General features: G+C 67.3%; 13 protein-coding genes. 6 read left to right on the top strand and 7 right to left on the bottom strand.

Going from position 1 to position 22,876, the window contains the following annotated elements:
* Nucleotides 1-74 precede the first annotated feature (74 nt).
* From AACW18_RS06960 to AACW18_RS06940, 5 genes are all read left to right on the top strand, one after another.
* The gene (locus AACW18_RS06960) at nt 75-1,313 is read left to right on the top strand and encodes an MFS transporter (RefSeq protein ID WP_218388193.1); all 1,239 of its coding nucleotides are present in this window, start codon (nt 75-77) and stop codon (nt 1,311-1,313) included.
* 59 nt (nt 1,314-1,372) lie between these two features.
* Nucleotides 1,373-3,346: a siderophore amonabactin TonB-dependent receptor gene (locus AACW18_RS06955; protein WP_218388192.1), complete on the top strand. Its 1,974-nt coding sequence runs from the start codon at nt 1,373-1,375 to the stop codon at nt 3,344-3,346.
* A gap of 72 nt (nt 3,347-3,418) precedes the next feature.
* Entirely contained in the window at nt 3,419-4,435 is a 1,017-nt protein-coding gene (locus AACW18_RS06950; protein ID WP_042653554.1) for an amonabactin ABC transporter permease subunit 2, read from the top strand.
* Between the two features lie 11 nt (nt 4,436-4,446).
* Complete coding sequence (locus AACW18_RS06945) at nt 4,447-5,529, top strand: amonabactin ABC transporter permease subunit 1 (protein WP_218388191.1); 1,083 nt, start codon at nt 4,447-4,449, stop codon at nt 5,527-5,529.
* Nucleotides 5,530-5,586: 57 nt separating this feature from the next.
* Nucleotides 5,587-6,387, top strand: coding sequence for an amonabactin ABC transporter ATP-binding protein (locus AACW18_RS06940; protein ID WP_218388190.1), 801 nt, complete (start codon nt 5,587-5,589; stop codon nt 6,385-6,387).
* A 51-nt stretch (nt 6,388-6,438) separates the two neighbouring features.
* Here AACW18_RS06940 and AACW18_RS06935 read toward each other — a convergent pair whose 3' ends face one another.
* The gene (locus AACW18_RS06935) at nt 6,439-7,182 is read right to left on the bottom strand and encodes a 4'-phosphopantetheinyl transferase family protein (protein WP_218388189.1); all 744 of its coding nucleotides are present in this window, start codon (nt 7,180-7,182) and stop codon (nt 6,439-6,441) included.
* Between the two features lie 227 nt (nt 7,183-7,409).
* Here AACW18_RS06935 and AACW18_RS06930 point away from each other — a divergent pair, with 227 nt between their 5' ends.
* A complete protein-coding gene (locus AACW18_RS06930; protein ID WP_218388188.1) occupies nt 7,410-8,348 on the top strand; it encodes an ABC transporter substrate-binding protein in 939 nt (312 codons plus the stop codon).
* A gap of 96 nt (nt 8,349-8,444) precedes the next feature.
* On the opposite strand, the gene AACW18_RS06925 is transcribed toward AACW18_RS06930, so the two are convergent.
* The 6 genes from AACW18_RS06925 to AACW18_RS06900 are packed head-to-tail and all read right to left on the bottom strand — an operon-like array spanning nt 8,445 to nt 22,833.
* Nucleotides 8,445-9,980 carry an amino acid adenylation domain-containing protein gene (locus tag AACW18_RS06925; protein WP_218388187.1) on the bottom strand — a complete coding sequence of 512 codons (1,536 nt, stop codon included), beginning with the start codon at nt 9,978-9,980 and terminating at the stop codon, nt 8,445-8,447.
* Nucleotides 9,977-16,294 carry a non-ribosomal peptide synthetase gene (locus tag AACW18_RS06920; RefSeq protein WP_218388186.1) on the bottom strand — a complete coding sequence of 2,106 codons (6,318 nt, stop codon included), beginning with the start codon at nt 16,292-16,294 and terminating at the stop codon, nt 9,977-9,979. Before AACW18_RS06920 ends, AACW18_RS06925 begins: the two co-directional genes overlap by 4 nt.
* 33 nt (nt 16,295-16,327) lie before the next feature.
* Entirely contained in the window at nt 16,328-17,077 is a 750-nt protein-coding gene (gene dhbA / locus AACW18_RS06915) for a 2,3-dihydro-2,3-dihydroxybenzoate dehydrogenase (RefSeq protein ID WP_339381493.1), read from the bottom strand.
* 32 nt (nt 17,078-17,109) lie between these two features.
* Nucleotides 17,110-20,223, bottom strand: a complete 3,114-nt coding sequence (gene amoF, locus AACW18_RS06910; protein ID WP_218388184.1) for an amonabactin biosynthesis non-ribosomal peptide synthetase AmoF — start codon at nt 20,221-20,223, stop codon at nt 17,110-17,112.
* On the bottom strand, nt 20,220-21,128 hold the full coding sequence (locus AACW18_RS06905) for an isochorismatase family protein (protein WP_218388183.1): 909 nt from the start codon (nt 21,126-21,128) through the stop codon (nt 20,220-20,222). The genes amoF and AACW18_RS06905 overlap by 4 nt, the downstream gene beginning before the upstream one ends.
* Before the next feature lie 46 nt (nt 21,129-21,174).
* Complete coding sequence (locus AACW18_RS06900; protein ID WP_218388182.1) at nt 21,175-22,833, bottom strand: (2,3-dihydroxybenzoyl)adenylate synthase; 1,659 nt, start codon at nt 22,831-22,833, stop codon at nt 21,175-21,177.
* Nucleotides 22,834-22,876 lie beyond the last annotated feature (43 nt).

Genomic DNA, 22,876 nt, shown 5'->3' with positions numbered 1-22,876 from the left:
AAATGGTTATCATTTGTTGTCACAACAAGATCGCTCGGATACAATTCGGACTCATTTTTTCGAGCCAGCCTCTGATGAAGCCAGTTATTGCCGTTTCCAGCACCCCCGCTGCCATTCATCTGGCGATGCTGATCAACATGCTCTCCATGGGAAGCATGATGATGGTCATGCCGCTCGGGCCCGATCTGGTCATCAGCCTCGGCATGGCGCCGGAGCAGACCGGCTACTTCAGCGGCGGGGCCACCCTGGGGGCCGCCCTCATGGGTATTATCGCCGCTCCCTGGCTCGACCGCTTCGATCGCAAACCCGCCCTGCTGCTGCTGCTGAGCCTGCGCTTCCTGCTGCTGATGGCCTGCGCCCTGGTGCAAGACAGCCAGCAACTGCTGTTGCTGTTCATTCTGTCGGGCTGCGTGGCCGGTCCGCTCTCCGCCATCCTGATGGCCGCGGTGCTGGATCTGGTGCCAACCGCCGAGCGGGGGCGCCGCCTCGCCTACGTCGGCATGGCGTTTTCACTGGCCGCCATCCTGATCGTGCCCGTCGCCCTGATCCTGGCCCAGTGGCTCGGCTGGCAGAGCCCCTTCCTGCTGTTTGGCACGAGCGGCCTGCTGCTGGCCCTGATCTGCGCCCGCCTGCTGCCGTCCCTGCCGGTGACCCGCGCCCCCCAGGGCAGCGGTCTGCGCCAGTTGCTCGCCTCGCCCCTGTGCCAGGGGGCCCTGTGCATCCTCTGTCTGCAGATGTTCGGCCACTTCCTGCTGATCCCGCACTTTGCCAACTATTTCCAGTTCAACCTCGGCTTCCCGCGCGAGCAGATCGCCGCCCTCTATCTGTGCGGCGGGCTCGCCAGCATGGCCACCATGCGCCTGTGCGGCGGCTGGATCGATAGAGGCAAGGCCCAGGGCGCCATCCTGCTCACCAGCCTGCTGCTGGCACTGGTCACCCTGCTCGGTTTCGCGCTGCCGGTCGGCCTGCCCGTCTACCTGCTGTTTACCCTGTTCATGGCGCTGAGCTCGGCCCGCGCCAGCACCACGCTCGCCATCACGGCCGCCATTCCGGCGCCCCATCAGCGCGCCGCCTTCATGTCATTCCAGGGCACGGTCACCAATGTGGCGGCCGGGCTCGGCAGCCTGCTCTCGGCCAGATACCTGGTCTCCGACGACGGCGGCGCCCTGCAGGGTTTCGCCGCGCTGGCCTGGCTCAACATCGCCTGCGGCCTGCTGGCCTGCGGGGGCGCCTGGTTCCTCATCCGAGGGCTGGCGCGGATAAAAAATAACAATAATCCTGCCTCTGGTACTGCCAGACAAGGAAGTCAGTGAGCATCCGGGCCAGAAGAGCCCGGAACCCATAACCTCTGTTTATTCATGGAGTTTTGACAATGCAGTTGCAGCCTGGCGTATTTCGCTTGAACCCTATTTTGCTCTCCCTCGGTCTGCTGGCCCTGCCGGGCCTGGCCCAGGCCGAATCGGTCAAGGCCAACGAGACCATAGTCGTCACCGCGACCCAGACCAAGCACACCGAGTTCACGGCCCCGGCCAGCGTCTCAGTGGTGAGCCGCGCCGATCTGGACAAGATGAATGTCAACAACATCGGCGATGCGCTCAAGCACGTGCCCGGTGTCAACATCATCGCCACCAACCCCACCGGCCGTAACGAGATCAAGATCCGTGGCATGGGGGGCGACTACACCCTGCTGCTGATCAACGGCAAGCGCGTCAACGCCCGCGAGACCCTGGGCAGCGCCTATGGCAACGACTTCGACCTGAGCTCCATCCCCATGGCGGCCATCGAGCGCATCGAGGTGATCCGTGGCCCCGTCTCCTCCCTGTACGGTGCCGATGCTCTGGGCGGCGTGGTCAACGTGATCCTGCGCCAGGCCACGGAGAAGACCGAGGCCGCCGTGGGTTACACCCACAGCATGCCGACCGAGGGGGATGGCGGCGACGCCAACCAGGGCAGCGCCTTTGTCTCCGGCGCCCTCATCGACAACAAGCTGCTCGGCAGCATAGTGGTCGAGGGTTATCAGCGGGATCGCTGGAAGAGCGATCAGAGCAACAACCCGGACGCCGACGCCCTGGAGAAACGGGAAGTGGTCAACGTGCTCTCCAGCCTGAAGTGGCTGGTCGCCGACAATCAGGACATCGATTTCGATCTGGGCTACAACCAGAACGACATGGACAGCTACTTCAACAACGTGCCCCGCGCCCCGACCGCGCCGGCCACCCCCCACAACGTGCAGAACCTCGATCGCCTGAGCCTGGGGCTGACCCACAACGGCCGCTGGGAGCACTTCGACAGCCGGGTCCGCTACTACTTCGAGCAGACCGATCTGATGGATGACTCCCAGCTCAATGGCGGCGCCGCCGATGTCACCCAGACCAACAACACCGTCGATGGTCAGCTCAGTGGCTACCTCGGCGAGCACCTGCTCACCTCGGGCGCCGAGCTGCGCAAGACCGAGCTGGAGCACAGCCGCAACATCGCCAACGGCAGCGTGGATGCGACCCAGAGCGCCGTCTACCTGCAGGACGAGTTCGGCTTCGGCGATCTGGCGCTGACCCTGAGCGGCCGCCTGGATCACCACGAGACCTATGGCACCGAGTTCAGCCCCCGCGCCTACGCCCTCTACACCCTGACCGACGAGTGGGTGATCAAGGGCGGCGCCGGCAAGGCGTTCAAGGCTCCGACCCTGGCCCAGTCCAGCGAAGGCTTCTCCACCACCGCCTGCCGCGGCGCCTGCCAGGTGGTCGGCAACCCGGATCTGAAGCCGGAGACCGCGGTCAGCTATGAGCTGGGCACCGCCTACGAGGCCGCTCACTTCGGTGCCGGGGTGACCGGCTTCCACAACGACATCGAGGATCTGATCCAGAGCGATCAGTGGGGCCCGGGCTACCGTCCGACCGTGATGACCTACCTCAACGTCAAGAAGGCCAGGATCAAGGGTCTCGAGCTGACCGGCTGGGTCGACGTGCTGGACAACGTGCAGCTGACCGGTAACTGGACCCTGCTGGACTCCGAGGACAAGAGCACCGGCGAGGATCTGGCCAAAACTCCGGATCACACCGGCAATCTCGGCCTGGACTGGCAGGCGAGCGACGTGGTCAGCGCCAACCTGGCCTGGCAGTATGTCGGCAGCCAGATCATCAAGGTCCCGGCCCGCAATGCCCAGGCGTTCAAGTCCGACAGCTACCAGACCCTGGACGTCAACACCAACTGGACCGTCACGCCGGCCCTGGACTTCAAGCTCGGCATCACCAACCTCACCAACACCAAGCGTGATCAGGTGGCCACCGACGCCGACTTCATCCTGGAGGGTCGCACCGTCTACGCCGGGGTTGACTACAAGCTGTAATGACCCCCTGATGCGGGAGCCCAAGCGGGCTCCCTTTTTGCGTTTCTGTCCCCTGGTATAAGGAGTTCTCCGGTGTCAAGACACCAAACACAGCTGCTCTGGCTCGGATTGGTTCTCCTGTTCCTGCTGATTTCACTGTCACTGGCCACGGGTGCCGGTGTCTATGGTGGCCGCGAGGTCGCCGGTTTCCTGCTGGGCGATCCCGCCCTCGTGGCCGATGAAAAACTCGCCATGATAGTCAACACACTGCGATTGCCCCGTACCCTGGCGGCCCTGGTGGTGGGCGTCTGTCTCGCGCTGGCGGCCTCCATGCTGCAGAGCGCCACCCGCAATCCCCTGGCCGAACCCGGCCTGCTCGGCGTCAACGCCGGCGCCGTCTTCGCCCTGGTGATAGGCCTCACCTATTTCGGCGTCGAGTCTTCCTACGGTTACCTGCTCTGGTCCGGCATGGGGGCCCTGCTTGGCAACCTCGTCGTGCTCGGCCTCGGCCTGATGGTGGGTCGCTCCAACCCGCTCAAGCTCATCCTGGTGGGGGTCGCCCTCTCCGCCACCTTCGGCGGCCTCTCCAACTTCCTGCTGCTCTCCAATAAGGTGGTGCTGGAGCAGTTCCGCTTCTGGAACCTGGGGTCCTTGGCCGCCTCCAGCCTGGACGCCGTGCTGACGGTGCTGCCCTTCGCCCTGGCGGGCCTGCTGTTGACCCTGGCCCTGTGCCGCCAGCTCACCCTGATGCAGATGGGGGACAACCAGGCCCAGGCGCTCGGCATCCGGCCGACCCGGGTGCGCATCGGCGTGCTCCTGGCCGCCACCCTGTTCACCGCCTGCGCCATCGCCATCGCCGGCCCCATCGGCTTCGTCGGCTTCCTGGCCGCCTACTGCGCCCGCCTGGTGGAGCCGGTGCGCCTCGCCATCCAGGTGCGCTTCTCCGCCCTCTTCGGGGTGCTGTTCCTGCTCGGCGCCGACATACTGGCGCGCTGGCTGCTGCAGCCATTCGAGCTGCCCAACGGCGTCATTCTGGCGCTGATCGGCGCCCCCGTGCTCATCCTGGTGGTGCGCAGCGGCGGCTTCCGCTCCCTGCTGGCCGTCAAATAAGGTGACCTCCCATGAATAACGCCATGAATGACGCCATTACGGGCGCCGCGCCCAAGACCCCCCTCCCCACCGGCACCCTCTGCCTGCGCCTCGGCCGCCGTACCCTGCTGCTGGAGCGCCGCGCCTGGCTGATCACCATGGGGCTCATCTTGGCCCTGATCTTGTTGTCCCTGCTGGCACTGACCCTGGGCTCCGGCAAGATCAGCATGATGGGGGTCATCCAGACGCTGCTGGGCGAAGGGAGCCGGCTCAGCGAGGTGACGGTGTTCAAGATCCGGCTGCCGCGCATCGTCGCCGTGCTGGTGGCGGGCGCCGCCATGGGCCTCTCCGGCTGCCTGGTGCAGACCCTGATCCGTAACCGCCTCGCCACCCCGGACATGATAGGGGTCAACGAGGGGGCCTCCTTGGCCATCATCATCTTCTCCCTCTACCTGACCCTCGGCAGCTGGCCCTGGTGGGCCGCGCCGCTCGGCGCCCTGTTCGCCGCCGCCGTGCTCTATGCCCTGTGCAACAAGCCGGGGGAGCAGGGCTACCTGTTCGTGGTGATCGGTATCGGCGTCTCCGAGCTGATGAACGCCATCGGCCAGTTCGCCATGTCCACCCAGTCCCTGGTACACCTCAGCAGCCTCTACCTGTGGAACATGGGCAACTTCGTCGGCCAGGGCTATGGCACTGTGGCGCCGGTGGGGATACTGATCCTGCTGATCTGCCCCTGGATCATTTATCTCTCCCGCGCCCTCGGCGTGCTGCGCCTCGGCCCCATCACCGCCCAGACGCTGGGGGTAAACGTCAACCGGGTGCAGCTCGGGGTGCTGGCCCAGGCCATCATGATGGCGGCGCTCGGCACCGCCATCGGCGGCCCGGTGGTGTTCATCGCCATGGCGGCCCCCATCCTCGCCTCCTGGCTGAGTCGGGATCGCATAGTGCCACTCTGGATAGCGGCCCTGTGCGGCGCCCTGCTGCTGCTGGCGAGCGACACCCTGGTGCGGGTGCTGGCCAGCCCCCACGAGGTCGCCACCGGCATCATGACCCGTATCCTCGGCGGCCTGCTGCTGCTGTTCATCCTGATAAAAGACCGACAGAAGGCCGACTGACGATGAATTCCACCCTCTTCCCAACCAGACCATCTTTATCAGACAAGGGGCCGAACCATGACCCTCAGCGTTAACCGCCTCCATTTCGGCTATCAACAGAAGCGCGTGTTCGACGACATCTCCTTCAGCATCCCCAGCGGCAAGCTGGTGGGCATCGTCGGCCCCAACGGCGGCGGCAAGTCCACCCTGCTCAAGCTGCTGGCGGGCCAGGAGCAGCCCCAGTCCGGGGAGATACTGCTCAAGGGCAAACCACTTTCTGGCTATGGCATGAAGGCGCTGGCCCGGGAGCTGGCCTACCTGCCCCAGCGGCCGCTGGTGCCGGCGGGCATCCGGGTCGAGCAGCTGGTGCAATACGGCCGCCACCCACATCAGGGCTGGTTCAATCAGTGGAGCGAGGAGGATGCGCGCATGGTCAACTGGGCCCGGGAGCGGATGCAGCTCGATGCCATCTGGCAGCAGAGCGCCAATTCGCTGTCCGGCGGCCAGGCCCAGCGGGTCTGGCTCGCCATGGTGCTGGCCCAGGATGCGGACATCATACTGCTGGACGAACCCACCAGCGCGCTGGACATCGGCCACCAGACCGAGGTGATGGAGGCCATCCATCAGATCACCGCCGAGGGCAAGACGGTGCTCATCGTCATCCACGATCTCGCCACCGCCGCCCGTTACTGCGACGAGCTGATCGCCTTGGGGGACGGCGGCGTTCAGGCCATGGGGCCGGCCCGGGAGGTGGTGACCAAGTCCCTGATCGACCGCCTCTACCAGACCGATGTCGACATACTGCACGCCCCCGGCGACGGTGCCCCCGTCATAGTGCCGCGCCGGCGCGGCGATGCAGTGACCAAGCAACAGGCCTGAATAAAAAACCGCCCATCCGGCGGTTTTTTATTGGCTGATGTCCTGGCTGATTCAAAGCGCCAGCAGGGTAAGCAGCCCCCCCGGCAGCCGCTGCCAGCGCAGGGTGCAGTGCCAGCCGGCGGGCAGGTCTGGCGCAAGTGCCGTCTTGAGGCACAGGCTGATGCTCTGCTCCGTCATCCCCAGCCAGCGGGCATCCAGAAAGTCGAAGTAGCGTCCCACCCTGGGATAGAGCGCCTTGAACAGGCTCTCCTTGGCCGAGAACACCAGGGTCAGCCCCTGCGCCCTGTCCAGCCCGGCGGCGCGGGCCCCCGACTCCAACCGCCCCCACTCCTGCTCATCGACGATGCCGGGCCAGAGCGGGTCCGCCTGCCCGCCGTCCAGCCAGGCCTCCAGATCCAGCCCCAGCCCGGCTCGGCCGGGGCGCGCCGCGCACAGCGCCACCCCCTCCCCCAACAGCCGGCTGTGGCTGATGCTGCCCTCCATCCCCGCAGGCCAGCAGGGCGCTCGATCCTGGCCTATGGCCACCGTCTCTTCGCCCAGCCCATAAGAACTCAGGGCCAGGCGTGCCGCCAGACGACCCGCCAGAAACTCCCCCTGGCGCTTGCTCACCGCCCCCTGCAGGGTCGCGGGCAACAGGATGCCGTGCGCCGCGAAGCAGGTCGGGGTGAAGGCGGCGGCATCGAAGCGGATCCGGTGGATGGGCAGTGGCTCCAGCCCCGGCAGTGACAGGGCATCGGTCTGCCGGAGGAAGGGTGCGACCGTGGATGAAGGGGTGACTGTAGATGAAGGGAGCATCGGGGATCCTCACAATGGGGCTCCCATGGTACCAAAGCCGCCCCGACCGATACACAAATACAAATGACAACCTTTCTCAATTGATCTTGTGATAGCATGTTCCCGCCCATTTGGGGCCCAGGTTCTGCCCGCCAGCGGCAGGCAACAGGGCAGCGCATAGGGGCAGGCCATACGAACAGGTCATACGAACAAAGAGTGCCGCCGATTTCACCCATAAGGATGTAACCATGAAGATCTTCTCCCCCCTGGCAGCCGCGCTGATGCTGGCCAGCCTGGTCGGCGTTCAGGCCCAGGCCGACAGCCGTCAGGTGATCGATGCCAACGGCAAGACCCAGACAGTGCCCGCCCAGCCCAAACGCATAGTGGTGCTGAGCGAGCTCGATCTGGACACGGCCCTGACCCTGGGCGTGCAACCGGTCGGCACCGTCAACGGCCGCGGCCAGGCCACCCTGCCGCGCTATCTGCTGGACAAGGCGGGCCCGGATATCGCCGTGGTCGGCGATCTGGACAACCCCAACCTGGAGCGGCTGATAGACCTCGAGCCGGATCTCATCCTGACCAACCAGACCAAGCCCGAGCTGCTGAGCCTGCTGCAGGAGATAGCCCCCACCGTGGTCACCGGCAACTGGGGCCAGCCCTGGAAAGAGGTGTTCAGCCGCAGCGCCCAGGTGATGAACAAGGAGGCCGAGGGCAAGGCCTTCCTCGCCCAGTACGATGCCCGCCTGCAACAGGCCCGCACCCAGCTTGCCGCCCATCAGGGCGAGCGGCTCAGCATAGTGCGCTGGAACCCGAAGGGACCGAGCTACATGCACGGCGGCACCTTCGCCAGCAGCGTGGTGATGGAGATGGGCCTGGCCCGACCGCCCCACCAGCTCGGTGACAAGAGCCCCCACTCCCCGGCCCTGAGCCTGGAATCCCTCAACCTGCTGGACGCGGACTGGCTGGTGATAGGCACCCTGAGCGCCAGCGGCGATGCGGTGGATGCCATGCAGCAGGCCGAGCAGACCCCGGCCTTCCAGCAACTCGGTGCCATCAAGGCCAAGCGCTTCGGCGCCGTGGACGGGTCGCTCTGGACCTCCACCGGCGGCCCCCAGGCGGCCTTGCGGGTGATCGAGGACGTCGAACAGTTGATGCGCAAGCCGGACGCGGCCCCCGTCACCCGCTAGGGGCGCTCACCCTGCTAGCGTTCCTATCCCGGAGACAGAGAAGCCCGCATGATGCGGGCTTCTTGTTTATCGGCTTCTTGAGTTTCTCCCGTCGCCTCACTCCGGCAAGGGCAGCGCCTTTCGGTCCAGCTTGCCGCTGCCGGTCTTGGGCAGGGCATCCAGCAGCAGGATCCGCGCCGGCACCATGTAGTGGGGCAGGCTGGCTTGCAGCCCCTTGCGCAGCGCCAGTCGATTGAGCGTCACCCCGCCCCTGGCCTCCACATAGCCCACCAGCATGGCCTCGTCCCCCTCCCCGATGAGCCGCACCGCCGCCTCCTGCACCCCGGGCTGGCGCCGCAGCGCCGTCTCGACCTCCCCCAGCTCGATGCGAAACCCGCGCAGCTTGACTTGATCGTCACGCCGCCCGAGATAGAGGAAACGGTCCACCCCCAGCAAACGCACCCTATCCCCGCTGCGGTAGAGGCGGTGGTTATCCAGCCGCAGGAAGGCCGCCGCGGTGAGGGCGGGCTTGCGCCAGTAGCCCTCGCACAGGGCCGGACTCTCGATGCAGAGCTCCCCGACTTCCCCGTCGGCCACCGGCCGCCCCGTCTCGTCCAGCACCCAGTGCCGGTAGCCCGGCAGGCTGTGGCCTATGGTGATCTGCTCATCGGCCGGGGGCCAGCGCACCTCGCTCACCAGGGACCAGACGGTGGCCTCGGTCGGGCCGTAACAGTTCCACAGCCGCCGGGTGCGGGCACAGAGCTGCTCGGCCAAGCCCGGATCCAGCGCCTCGCCGCCGCACAGGGCGGTGAGGCCGTCATGGCCCTGCCAGCCCGCCTTGAGCAGCATGCGCCAGCAGGCCGGGGTCGCCTGCATCCAGTCGATGGAGGCGTCCGCCGCCAGCAGCGCCAGCATCCCCAGCGGATCCTTGTTGTGCCGGTTGTCCGCCACCGTCAGCCGGCCCCCGCTCCAGAGCGGCCCCAGCATCTCCAGCAGGGAGATGTCGAAGGCCGGGGTGGTGATGAAGAGCCAGTGGCAGCCGGGCGTCAATCCGAGCCGCTCGCGGATCCCGTCGAGGAAGCAGAGCAGGGCCCGCCGGCTGATGACCACCCCCTTGGGCTCACCGGTGGAGCCCGAGGTGAACATCATGTAGGCCGCCAGGGCATCGTCCACCTGGGGGTAGGCGGGCCGCCGGTGACGCTCGCCCTGCCCCGGGGCAGGCAGGGCTCGCAGCGGACAGCCAAACGCGGGCATCCCCCACACGGCGTCGCAGATCACCGCCGAGAGCCGGGCCTGACGGGCGATGCCCTGCAGCCGCTCCACCGGGAAATCCGGCTCCAGGGGCACGAAGCAGAGGCCGAGCCGCAGACAGGCGAGCAGGCTGGCCACCAGATCCGGGCTGCGCGTCAGATAGAGGCCGACCCGCTCCCCCACCGCCAGTCCCTGCAGGCTGGCGGCGATCTGATCGACCCGCAGGTTCAGCCCGGCGTAGGTCAGCCAGTGGCCGTCCATGCCGATGGCGGGCGCCAGCGGCGTGGCGCCCAGCAGGTCCGCCAGGCGGGCGCCCAGCCCCCTAGACTCCCCGGCATTGGGCGGGGTGACCCCCGCCGCCTTTAATGCGACCTGTGTAGCGACAGGGGTTGAAACCGTCATAACACCTCCTCGGGCAGGCGCGCCAGCCAGTGGTTGAACAGGGTGCAAGGCGCCCCCTGCGCCTTGAGCTCCCGCAGCGTCAGCGGAACATGTTCCCCAGCGAACGCCTGATTCAGGGCCGCCAGCAGGGCGAGCTGCTGCACCGAGTCCACCCCGAGCTCAAGCAGACTCTGCTGCCAGGACGCCGCCTCGCCGCAGTGCTGTCGCCACAGGGCCAGCAGTTGGCTCGCCTGAGGGCTCATCGCCTGCACCGGTTCATCTTCCTTTGCCAGGGGCAACGGCTCGCCCGGACGAGGGGCGCAGCCGGCAGCCAGACGGGCGGGTTGGGCCAGATCAGCCTGCGCCAGCCAGGCGAGCTCGGCGAGCCACTGGGCCAGCACCGCCTCGGCGCTGGCAGGTGCGATCCGCTCGCCATCGTATTCGAGGCGCAGGTTGAGCCGGCCGCCGCGGGCGTTCACCACCAGGGAGAGCGGCAGCTCCACCTTCTCCACCACGCTACCGAAGTGCGGCACCAGCTGATGAGGCTCAGGCGTCTGGGGCTGCGCCGGCATGGGGTAGTTCTCGAACACGAACAGGCTCTGGAACAGCCGGCCCCGGCCCTTGGTCAGGGCGGCGAGGGACTGGGTGCCATATTGGTTCAGGGCCAGGGAGTCCGACTGCAGCTGCGCTATGTGCTGCTCGAGCGTCCCCTGGGTGCGCCAGTCCAGGGCCAGCGGCAGGCTGTTGATATAGAGCCCCACGCTCTGGGTGATCCCCTCGATGGGGAAGTCCCGGCCCGGGGTCACGTTGCCCACCAGGGTTACGGCGTCACCGCAGCGGCGGGCGAGCAGGCGATGCCAGGCGTATTGTGCCAAGAGGCCCGTGGTCACGCCGAGCTCGCGGGCGCGGGCCTCCAGTCGAGCCGAGATCTCCGGCGCCAGGGTCTGGCCGCAGACCGCCGGCCTGTGTTGGGTGAGGTGCGGCTCCAGCGCCACCCCGAACAGGGCGGCCAGATCGTTGGGCCGAGCCAGCAAGTCGCTGCGCCCCTGCCAGTAAGCCTGGTTGGCGGCGGTTTGGCTCGCGATATGGCGACCAAATTCGAGCCAGGCCTGATCCGGGCTGGTCTGCGGTGACAGGCCGTTCATCAGGGGTTGCGTCATTAACTGCTGATAGCAGCGATGCAGGCTGCCCAGCAGCACGGGGCCGCTCCAACCGTCCAGCACGGCGTGGTGGGCGCTCAGGATCACCCTGTGGTGATCCGGTGCCAATGTGAAGCAGGCGATGCGCAGCAGCGGGGCCGCATCCAGCGGGATGGGATGGGCCAGATCCCGCTGGCGATAGGCCGCGATGTGCGCCTCGGCCCCCGCCATGCCGGACAAGTCCTCGTGGTGGAACGGCAGCTCGGCGTGGCGCAGTATGCGCTGCAGGGCAACCCCCTCCTCCACCAGCAAGGCGGCGCGCAGCACGGGCCAGCGGGCGAGCTGCCCCTGCCAGGCGGCCTGGTAGACAGCCACATCCAGCCCCTGGCGGTAGTCGATCTCGGTCTGCAGGTGGTAAGCCGTGTCACGGGGCGCCAGCGCCCTGTGGTAGAGCATGCTCTGCTGCAGGGAGCTCATGGGCAGCAGTGTCTCCACCGCGCCCCCCGCCAGCGCCGGATCCAGCACCCTGTCCAGCGCTTGCTGGGAGAGCGGCAGGCCCGGGAAGTCACTCGGGGTGTGGCGCGGCCGGTCGACTGCGCAGCAGGCCTTGACCAGCGCCTCGATATTGGCCGCCAGGGTCGCCATCAGGGCATCGCTGGCCTGCTGGTTCAGGGCGCCGACCTGGCGCAGGTTGAGGCAACCATCATAGACGCCGCCATGCAGGCTGATGAGTTCGCGCGGCAGGTTGTCCGGTGCCGAGGGCTGGCCAGGCGCCACCGGCAGCGGCTGCCAGGGCGCGGCGGCCGTCCCCCGATGGGAGACCCCCAGGTAGTTGAAAACGATGGCCGACTGTGGCAACGCACGCCCGCGGGGATGGTGCAGGCGCAGGGCGTTGAAACCGACCCCCTTGTCCGGCACCGCCCGCAGCCGCTCCTTGGTGTCGCACACCAGATCCCCCCAGTCGCTCCTGTTGGCCAGGGCCAGGGGATAGGTGCTGGTGAACCAGCCCAGGGTGCGGCTCACATCGAGTTGGGGGGCTCTGGCTTCAGAGTCAATGGCCTCAGAGTCAATGGCCTCACGGCCGTGCCCTTCCAGCATCAGGCAGTGGTTTTCCCCGTAACCGAGATCGCTCAGGGTACGGGTCAGGGCCGCCAGCAGCAGATCCGGCACCCGGGTGAAATGGGCCTGGTTCGCCTCATTGATGAGGCGAGCCGTGGTGTCGGCATCCAGCCGCAGCAGGCTGGCGGCGGCACGGCCATCCGGGGCGCGCTGCGCCTCCAGCAAGCCTTGCTGGCTGCCTTCCCCCTGGGCCAGCCAGAACGCCAGCTGATCCTCTTCGCGCAGGGCGTAGGCGGCCAGCCCTTCCCCCCACTGGCGGTAGCTGCTGCCCTTGGCGGGCAGGGGCTCGCCGCGGGCCAGCCGGGCGAGATCCTCGGCCAGGATGCGCCAGGAGACGGCATCGATGACCAGATGATGGAACGCCAGGAAGAGCCCCTCCACGGGCTCCACCTCCCCCTCGACAGGCAGGTTGTGCAGCCGGGCCCAGGCCAGGCTCTGGCCGCTGGCGGGATCCAGCGCCCCCTGCAAGAGGGTCAGCTGCGCCTGCAACTCGGCCTCGCCGAGCGCCCAGGCATCCAGCCGGGTCAGCGCCGGCAACACAGGCTCACCGAGATAGCGCTGGCCCGCCGGCGTCACCCCTAGGCGCAGGGCGTCGTGGTGCAGCAGCAATGTCTGCAACCAGTCACAGAGGCGCCGATCCGGCAGACCCTCGGGCAGGCGCAGTATCACCCCCTGATTCCAGTGACCGGGCTTGGCGAAGCCCTGTTCGAAGAACCAGTGCTGGATGGGGTGCAGCGGGAATTCCCCTTCCAGGATCCCCTGCTCAGTCTGGTGGCTTGTGGCCTGTTGCTGGCCGAGCTGGCGGCAGAGGCGTCGCACCGTCTTGGCCTCGAACACGTCCTTGACGCTGCAGTGCAGCCCCGCATCCCGCAGCCGGGTGCAGAGCTGGATGCTGAGGATGGAATCCCCTCCGAGGCGGAAGAAGTCATCCTCCACCCCGAGCGGCTGCTTGAGCACCCCCTGCCAGATGGCGAGCACCGTCTGCTCCAGCTCGCCCTGTGGCTCGCCCTGGCTCTCCTGCCATTGGAGGGCGGGCAGGCGGCGCAGATCCAGCTTGCCATTGGGGGTGAGCGGCATCTCGGCCAGCCAGCAGAGTCGCACCGGCACCATGTATTCCGGCAGCAACTCACCGGCCCGTTGCAGCAGCGCCTCGCCATCGGGTTCCCTCGCCCCGGCTTGCAGGCTGGCCTTGTCTAAACAGGCATAGGCGAGCAGGCGGCCCTCTTGTACCACCACCTTGATCTGGCGGATGGCCGGCTCGATCGCCGCGAGCTGGGTCTCTATCTCGCCGGGCTCGATGCGATAGCCCCGCAGCTTGATCTGCTCATCCAGCCGACCCAGGTAGTTGATGTTGCCATCACGGCGCTTGAGGGCCCGATCCCCGGTGCGATAGAGACGATGTGTACGACCGGCGTGAGTCAGCTCGACGAAGGCCTCGGCGGTGCGTTCCGGCAGGTTGAGGTAGCCGCGGGCCAGTCCTAGGCCGGCCAGACAGAGCTCGCCGGGCACCCCGACCGGGCAGGGGTTGCCCCCTTCGTCCAGGATCAGCGCCTTCAGGTTGGCGATAGGCTGGCCTATGGTGATGGGCTGGCCCGGCATGAGCCGCGCGCAGAGCGCCGTCACCGTGCACTCGGTCGGGCCGTACATGTTGTAAAGGGCCACCCGCCCCCCCCAGCGATCGACCAGAGTGCTCGGGCAGGCTTCGCCGCCAAAACCGATGGCGCGCAGGGAGCCGAGATCCAAGGGTGGCAGCAGGTTCGCCAGCAGGGCGGTGGGCAGGATCATGTGGCTGGCGCCGCGCGCCATGGCGGCGGCGATCACCCCCTCCCCCGGCTCGCCGAAGTGCAGGGCCGCGCCGCAAGAGAGCGGCAGCAGGGTGGTCATGTTGCCCGCATCGAACGACAGGGACATGCAGTTGAACATGGCCCCACTCCGATCGAGCTCGATACGCTCCGCATGATCGGCCATCAGATTGACCAGGCTGCCCTGCTCCACCATGACCCCCTTCGGCAGGCCTGTGCTGCCGGAGGTGTAGATGATCTGGGCCAGCATGGCCGCATCCCGCGAGACGGCGGGGACGCTGCATGGCAGCGACTCCAGCACCAGCCGATGCAGATTGTGGTAGCCGGCATCGGCGCCGGTCAGTGCCTCGGCGAGCCGTTCGTCCTGCTCCCCCCCCAGCACCAGCTTGATGGCGGCGTCACCCAGGATATGGGCCAGTCGCTCGGCGGGATAGGCAGGATCGAGCGGCACATAGGCCGCCCCCGCCTTCCAACTGGCGAGCAGCGCGATGACGAAGGCAAGATCCCGCTTGGCCTGGATGCCGATGGCGACGCCCGGGGTCACCCCTTGCACCAACAGCCAGTGGGCCAGGCGGTTGGCCCTGGTCTCCAGCTCGCCATAACTCAGGGCGCCCTCGCCGTCGCTCACCGCCAGGGCAGCGGGGTGAGCCGCCGCCTGGAGCTCGAACTGGCAGAGCAGGGTGTCGCGGCTTTGGTAGTCCGTCGGCAGGCTGGCGAGCTCGGCGGCCAGTGTGGCCCTGTCCATCCCCTCCTCCAGCGGCAGTTGCCAGATGTCGGTCTCGGGGGCCGCCACCACGGCGCGCATCAGGTGCAGCAGCCTGTCTGCATAGGCCTCGATAGTTTCTCGCTCGAACAGGGCGGTGGCGAACAGCCAGTCCACCCGCACCGAGTCCATCAGCTCGGTCACCTTGACTGAGATGTCGGTCTTGGCGGGCAGCACGGGGGAGGTCTCCTCCACCAGCTGGCAGCCGGGGATGAGATCGTTGAAATCCACCTTGGACTGATAGACCAGCATGATCTGGAAGATGGGGTTGATGGCGGTGGTGCGATCCGCCCCTATGGCCTCGGCCAGCGCCTCGAAGCGGTAGAGCTGGTGATCGAAGGCCGCGAGATCATCGATCCGGCACTGCTGCAAATAGTCGACGAAGCTGGGGTTGCCTTCGAGCCGGGTGCGCAGCACCAGGGTGTTGACGAAGAAGCCCACCAGGGACTCAACCTCGTGGCGCTCGCGATAGGCGAGCGGCGTGCCGATGACGACCTCCTTCTCCCCGCTCTGGCGCACCATCAGCAGGGCAAACAGGGCGTGCAGACCGATGAAGTTGGAGGTGTTGTGACGCTGGCACAGCCGCTTGAAGCTGTCCCACAGCGCGTTGTCTATGGTGGAGAACACCAGCTCGCCGCCGCTGGCCTGATGAGCCGGGCGGGGCTTGTCGAGCGGCAGGCCGTGCACCTCGGGGCTGCCGCCGAGGCGGTCCACCCAGAACGGCTTGAACTCGGCGTGGTAGTCCAGAAAGCGGGGGGAGTTGAACCAGCGGGCATAGTCGATATAGGTGAGCGGCAGCTCGGCCAGATTCAGTGGCTCGCGGTTCTGATGGGCGAGGAAGGCGCGTTTCAGATCGGCGAACATGTTTTTGACCGACCAGCCGTCGGAGATGATGTGGTGCTGGGTGATCAGCAGCACATGCTCGCGAGCCCCCAGCCGGATGAGGTGCACCCGGCTGAGATCCCCCTGCACCAGGGAGAAGGGGCGCCCTATCTCCTCGCGCACCCGCTCGGCCACATAAGCCTCGCGCTCGGCTTGCGGCTGCTGGCTGACATCCTCGATCCGCAGCTTGAAGGGCTGGTGGGGCAGTATCTCCTGGGCCCCCCTGCCCGCCTCGTCCTTGACGAAGCGGGTGCGCATGCTGGGATGGCGGGCGAACAGCCGATCGAAGGCAAACTCCAGGGCGGCCGTGTCCAGCTCACCGCTGACCCGAAAGTAGACAGGCATGTTGTAGAGGTGGGAGGCCTCCTCGTACTGCTCGATAAACCAGAGCCCGCTCTGGGACGAGGAGAGCGGCCCCCGCAAGGCGCCCTGCCCCTCTATCGGCGCCTCGAAGGCGGCGCGGGCGGCCAGGCAGCGCACCAGCGCCTCTTTGTGCCGCTTGATGAGGGCGCCGATGGCGGGTGTCACCGCCTCCTTGCTCGATTGGGAGACCAGCTGCCCCTTGTCATTCAGCGCCAGCTTGACGCCCTGGCGCTCCAGCTGCCGAAGCAGCGCAATCATATTGTTCATAAATTACCTCTGGCTCTTCTAGGCGGTGTGCAATCAGGCACTTAGTGTGGCGCCGCCGTCGACGACCAGATCCTGCAGCGTGATGTGACTGGCCAGATCCGAGGCCAGGAAGAGGACTGTGTGGGCTATCTCGCTCGGGGTGGCGATTTTGCGCAGCGGAATGCCGAGCTTGAACTGGGCCGGCAGTCCGGCAATGGTGCGGGCCAGCGCGGCCTCATCCGGCAGCATGCCGCGCAGCATCTCGGTATCGGTCGAGCCCGGCGACACCAGGTTGGTCCGCACGCCGAAGGGCGCCAGCTCCAGCCCCACCGTCTGGGTCAGGCTGGTCACCGCCGCCTTGGAGGCGCAGTAGGCCGCCATCTGCATCCGTGGCACATGGGCCGCATTGGAGCCTATGGTGACGATGGCGCCACGCCGCTGTGCCTTGAAGTGGGGCACCAGGGCCCGCAGCAGGTAGAAGACACCGCTGGCGTTGACCGCCATGCAGTCATCCCAGTCCGCGTCGCTCAGGGTTTCGGTGGGGCCGAGGCGCAACACCCCGGCCCCGTTGACCAGCACATCCAGGCCGCCATCTGCCAGCAGCCGCTCGCAGCAGGCGTTGACCGCCTGCGGGTCGCGGATGTCGAGCTCACGGATGGTGTAGGGGTAAGCGGCATGGGGAAAATCGCGATCCAGCCCCACCACCGAAGCGCCGGCGGCGACGAATTGCGCCGCCACCTCGCGCCCTATGCCACGGCCGGCACCGGTCACCCAGACCCGCTTGCCACTGAAATCAAAGGCCACTTTGGGCTGCTCCTGTTTCATCTTTGTCTCCATCACCACACCATCTCCACGCTCTCTTCGTCTTCGGTCAGCTTGCCGTCGAGGAAGCGACAGAAGTCATCGAGGCGCGGGTGATCGAACACATCGGAGACCTTGACCTGCACCCCGAACTCGGCGCCGAGCCGGTTCACTATCTGGATGGTCTGCAGGGACTGGCCCCCCAGCTCGAAGAAGTTGTCCGCCGGCGCCATGGTGGCGAGCCCCAGGATCTGCTGCCAGATGGCGCCGACCCTGTTCTCGGTCTCGCTGCCAAGCACCAGCGCCTCGTCGGTGGCCTGGTACTGGGCCAGCAGTGCCTTGCGATCCAGCTTGTTGGAGCCGGTGCGGGGCAACTGATCGTAGTGGCGATAGTCGGTGGGGATCATGGCGGCGGGCAGCACCCTGGCGAGCTGCCCCTTGATGACCCGACTGTCGCGCTCGGCCCCGGCCACGAAGGCCACCAGCCGGCGCACGCTGCCGATGCTCACCCCCTGCACGCAGGCCTCATCCACCCCGGGCAGGGCCAGCAACTGGGCCTCCACCTCACCGGGCTGGATGCGGTAACCGCTGATCTTGAACTCGTTGTCACGGCGACCCAGGTAGACCAGACGGCCGGCCACCCAGCGCACCCGATCGCCGGTGCGATAGACGGGCCTCTCCTGCGCGCCGACCCGCAGGGTGCCAAAACTGCTCTGCGCACTCCCCACATTCGCGCTCTGCGCGCTGCCGACATAGCCGTTGGCGAGCTGGGGGCCGAGCAGCACCAGCTCCCCTTCCTCGGCGGGTTGCTCCCCCGCCCCCAGGATCAGCGCCTGCATGCCGGGCAACGGCAGGCCTATGGGCAGCTGGGCCTGGGCCGGGTCTTCCCCTTGCAGCTCATGAGTAGTGACCACCACAGTGGTCTCGGTGGGACCATAGGTGTTGAAGAGGCGCACATCAGTGCGGCCCTGGCGCTGCCACTGGGCGAGCTGCTCGGGGTAAACCGCCTCACCGCCGATGATGACGGTGGCGAGCCGGGCCGGGATCTGGGCCTGGCCCGATCCCAGCGACACCACCCACTCGTTCCAGAACGCGGTGGGCAGGTCGAGGTGGGTGATCCCCGCCTCCTCCACCCCGGCCACGAAGGCGGGGATGGATTCGAGCAGGGCGTCGGTGCGCAGCAACAGGGTCGCGCCGGCGCTCAGGGTGGCGAACACCTCCTCGATGCTGGCGTCGAAGTTGAAGGGGGCGAATTGCAGCATCCGCGCCCCCTCATCCAGGTGATAGCGGCAGCGGGCGGCGGCGGCGAAGTGATCCAGCGCGCCGTGACTGATCGCCACCCCCTTGGGCAGACCCGTGCTGCCCGAGGTGAACATCAGGTAGGCGACGGCGCCGCCGGCGGCCGGTTGGCAGAGGCGGTTTTCACTCACCAGATCCCCCACCAGCAGGGTGCGGCCCTCGAACAGGCTAGCCAGCTTGTGGCGATACTCCGCCTGGGTGATCAGGCTCTTCACCTCCCCCAGCCGCAATATATGGCCCTGACGCTCCAGGGGCTGCTCGGGATCGAGGGGCACATAGGCGGCGCCGGCCAGCAGCACCGCCAGCTGGGCGAAGATGGCCTGGGGGCTGCGCGCCAGCATGACGCCGACTCTGTCCCCTGGCTGCACGCCTGCGGCCTGCAGGGCCGAGGCCATCTGCTCGCTGCGTGCCAGCAGCGCCTCGTAGCTGAAGCTGGCTTCCCCTTGCTCCAGGGCGATCTTGTGGGGGGTCTGGGCGGCGAAGTGGCAGAGCGCGTCCAGCACCGGGCGCACATTGATCACCTCATGGGCCGGGCCCGTGATCAGCGCATCCAGCCGCTGCTCCGCCAGCCAGTCGGCCTTGAGGGTCCCCAGGGTCAGGGCGGGCTGCGCCAGCCAGCGGCCCAGCAGGGCAAACAGGGTATCGGCGATCTGCGCCAGCTCGGCCTGCCGGTAGCAGCCGGGGTTGGCATCCAGATCCAGCCTGGGCTGACCGTCGGTCCCGACCTGGATCTCGATGGTGAGATCCTCCACCGGCCCGGCGCTGATGTTGAGGATGTGGGCACTGAGCGGCCCGAAGCGGCGGGCGTGGTCGAACGGCATGATGTTGACCAGGGGGCCGAACAGCCGCTTGTCACCGCCCACCAGGCCAAGGTCGCGGCGCAGCAGCTCGTAACGGTAGTGCTGATGCTTGCGCATCCCGCGCTTGGCCTTGGCCACGGCGCCGGCGGCCCCCGCCAGATCCAGCCCCTCATCGAGCGCCAACGCCAGCGGAGTGATGTTCATCTGCATGCAGGGCACGGTGAGGGACGCCGAGCCAATGCGGTTCATCATCATCAAGCCCAGCAGGGTCTGGCTCTGGCCGCTCGCAAGCGACAGCTGAGCCGAGAGCCCGGCCAGCAGCAGATCGGGCCAGCCCAGCTTGTTGTCATCGGCGAAGCGCACCAGGGTCTGCCACAACGCCGCCGGCAGGGGGCGGCTCTCGCGGATAAACTCGGCGGCGATGGGGGCGCGGGACTCGCTGAAGGAGCGCACCTCGGGCCAGTCTTGTAACTGCTCCTGCCAGAAGGCGCGGGCGGCGGCGTTCTTGCCGCTCGAATCCCGGGTCAGCTCCTCGGCCAGCACCTCATCGAGCAGGCCGAACGGGGACGGTGAATTCACCACCCCGGCCAGCCCTTCGCCATAGAGTTCGGCGATGCGCTGGAACAGCAGGGTGGTGCCGAAGCCGTCCAGGGCGATGTGGTGCACGCAGCTGTAGAGATAATCCCGCTCGAGCCCACGCAGCAGGGCGAAGCGGCAGGGGGACTCTCTGGTCAGCTCGAACGGGCGGCGCAGATCGGCCCAGGCCCAGGCGCGGGCGGCGGCCTCGTCGCCCCCCTCCAGCACCAGCTCGCGATAGGCAAGGGGCACCGGCTGGGAGACGAAACAGACCGGCTCGCTGGCCGCGTCGAAGTGGCCCTGCAGCGCCTCGCACTCGCTCACCGCCTGAGTGAGCGCGGCCACCAGCACGGCACCGTCGACCTTGCCATCGAAGGCGATGCACTCGGCGGTGTTGAACATCGCCTTGTCGTCGCCCAGCAGATGGCCAGACCAGAGCCCCTGCTGGGGGATGGTGAGGGGGAAGCGACTCATGGGGTCACCTCCCGGGTCTTCTGCTCGACCAGCTTGGCTTCGATCAGTCGCCACCAGCCGTTGAGGCTCGGCGTCTTGGCCAGGTCCACGAAGCCGAGCTCCACCCCGGCGGCGCGCCATTCGGTGAGCAGGGACATGATGCGCACCGAGTCGAGGCCATAGTCGATGAGGTTCTCGTCCGGGTCGAACTCGGCCTCGTCCTCGTCGATATGGCTCAGCAGCCGGGCCTTGAGCCCGTCGTAGGTCAGCAGCGGGTTCTGCTGTTCAGACTTGGGCGCTGCCGCGATGGCCAGCACCTCGGCGCAGAGGATCACCTTGCCGCAGCGAGTCGCCACATAGTCCAGCGCCATCTGGTGATCGGCCAGGGAAAAGTCCGCCACCCCGTCCGCCAGGAAGAAGGGCTGGATGTCGCGCATGAAGGCGTCGCAGGCAGTCATCATGCAGCCGATGTGACCGTAGATGCCGCCGATGATGAGCTGATCCCGGCCCTGCGCTTTGAGCATCTGCTCGAGCTCGGAGCGCTGGAAGGCGCTGTAGCGCCACTTGACCAGCACCACATCGTCCCGCTCGGGGCGCAGCGGTGCCACCACCTGCTGCAGCTCCGGGCGCTTGTTCAGCCCCGGTCCCCACATGTCGTTGAGCAGGGCGCGATCTTCCGGCGCCTGATCCTTGGGCTGGGCCGTGTAGTAGACCGGGATGCCGAGGGCCTTGCAGTGCCGGCGCACCGCGGCGAGCCGGGCGGTGAGCGCTTCAATAAGAGGGCTGTGCTCACCATAGAAGGCGGTGAAGTACTCCTGCATGTCGTGGATCAGCAGGGCGGCGCGCCGCGGCTCCAGGGTCCAGCTGACCTTGTTGGCCTTCCATTGGCTGGGCATGGCGTAGGCGCTGAGGGTTGGGATAGCCATAACGGTATGATTCCTTTTTAGTTTTAAGCGGTAATAGCCTGAGCTGTCAGTCTGTTGTCGCGAGCGACCGGGCGATCCGCGCCCGCAGTCCCTGCTTGTCAATCTTGCCCACCGCCGTCATGGGCAGGGCGGTGAGGATTTCGAACCTGTCCGGCAACTTGAATTCGGCGACGCCGCGCCCGCGCAGGAACTTGCGCAGGGCCAGCGCCTTGAGGCCGGGCTCGGTGGTGACGATGAAGGCGCAGCTCTTCTCCCCCATGACGCTGTCCGGCATGGAGACCAGGGCGGCCTGGGTGATGGCCGGGTGGTGCAGCAGCTGGTTCTCCACCTCCTCGGCCGCGATCTTCTCGCCGCCCCGGTTGATCTGATCCTTCTGCCGCCCCACCACGGTGAGGTAGCCATCCTGGTCTTGCACCACCAGATCGCCGGAGCAGTAGAAGCCCTCGGCATCGAACACCCTGGCGTTGTGGGCCGGGCTTTGGTAGTAGCCACGGAAGGTGTAGGGGCCGCGGGTGTGCAGGGCGCCGGGCTGGCCGGGGGCGACCGGGTTGCCCTCCTCGTCCAGGATGCGCACCTCGTCATCCGGGCACATGGGGCGGCCCTGGCTGTGGATGATCTTGTCGTCCGGGTCATCCAGCCGGGTGTAGTTGACCAGCCCCTCCGCCATGCCAAACACCTGTTGCAGCTGGCAACCGAGCAGCGGGGTGATCTTGCTCGCCACCGCCTCGGCCAGCTTGGCGCCGCCCACCTGCAGCAGCGCCAGGCTGCCCAGCTGGCTGCGCACCGAGGCATCGGCCTCCGCCGCCTGCAACCAGAGGGAGACCGCCGGCGGCACCAGGGAGCAGAGGTTGACCCCGTGGCGCGCTATCAGCGGGAAGCAGCTCATGGGACCGGGATCCGGCGCCAGCACCACGGCGCCACCGGCGTCGAACACCCCGAGGGCACCGGGGGAGCTCAGGGGGAAGTTGTGGGGGGCCGGCAGGGCGCAGAGGTAACGGGTATGGGGGCCCAGCCCGCAGATCTCATTGCTGCGGCGCACGCTGTAGTAGTAGTCGTCGTGGGTGCGGGGAATGAGCTTGGGGGTGCCTGTGCTGCCGCCGGAGAGCTGGAAGAAGGCCACCTCGTCTGCCGGGCTAGGGCCATAGGCCGAGGCGGGAGCCTGTGCGGGCCCCAGCTCTTGCGGGCCTAGCCAGTGGGCCAGGCCATGGTCCCCTTCATCACCATCCAGCAGCACCAGCTCGGCCCCCATGCTGTGCAGAACCTCGCTGTCGCGGCCTGAACTTGCGAACAGCGGATGGGTGACGGAGCCGATAAAGAGCCTGGGGCTTATCTGCTCGGCATAGGCGGCAAGCTCCAGCCGGTTGTGGCTGAACAGCGCATTGACCGGCACCATCCCGACCTTGAGCAGGGCGAAGAACACCAGATAGAACTCGGCCACGTTGGGCAACTGCACCAGGGCGGTGTCGCCGACCCTGAAGCCATGGTGGGCGAGTCTGGCGGCCAGCCGGGTCGAGCCCGCATCGAGCTCGCGATAGCTGAGGCGGCGCTCGCCGCAGAGAATGGCCGGGGCATCCGGCGCCGACCCGCACTGGCGGGTCAGCATGGCGGTCAGGGGCTCGCCGCGCCAGTAACCCTTGGCGCGATACTGCTGGGCCAGATCCTGGGGCCAGCGGCTGTAAGGCAGGAAGGTAGTGGGCTGGGTCATAGCGCCACCTCAGTTCCTAGGCCGAGCGCCTTGGGATTGGGCT

The organism is Aeromonas sp. sia0103 (assembly GCF_963895295.1).
In the GTDB taxonomy this organism is placed as follows: domain Bacteria; phylum Pseudomonadota; class Gammaproteobacteria; order Enterobacterales; family Aeromonadaceae; genus Aeromonas; species Aeromonas encheleia.
This window is presented reverse-complemented; position numbering and strand designations above follow the sequence as displayed.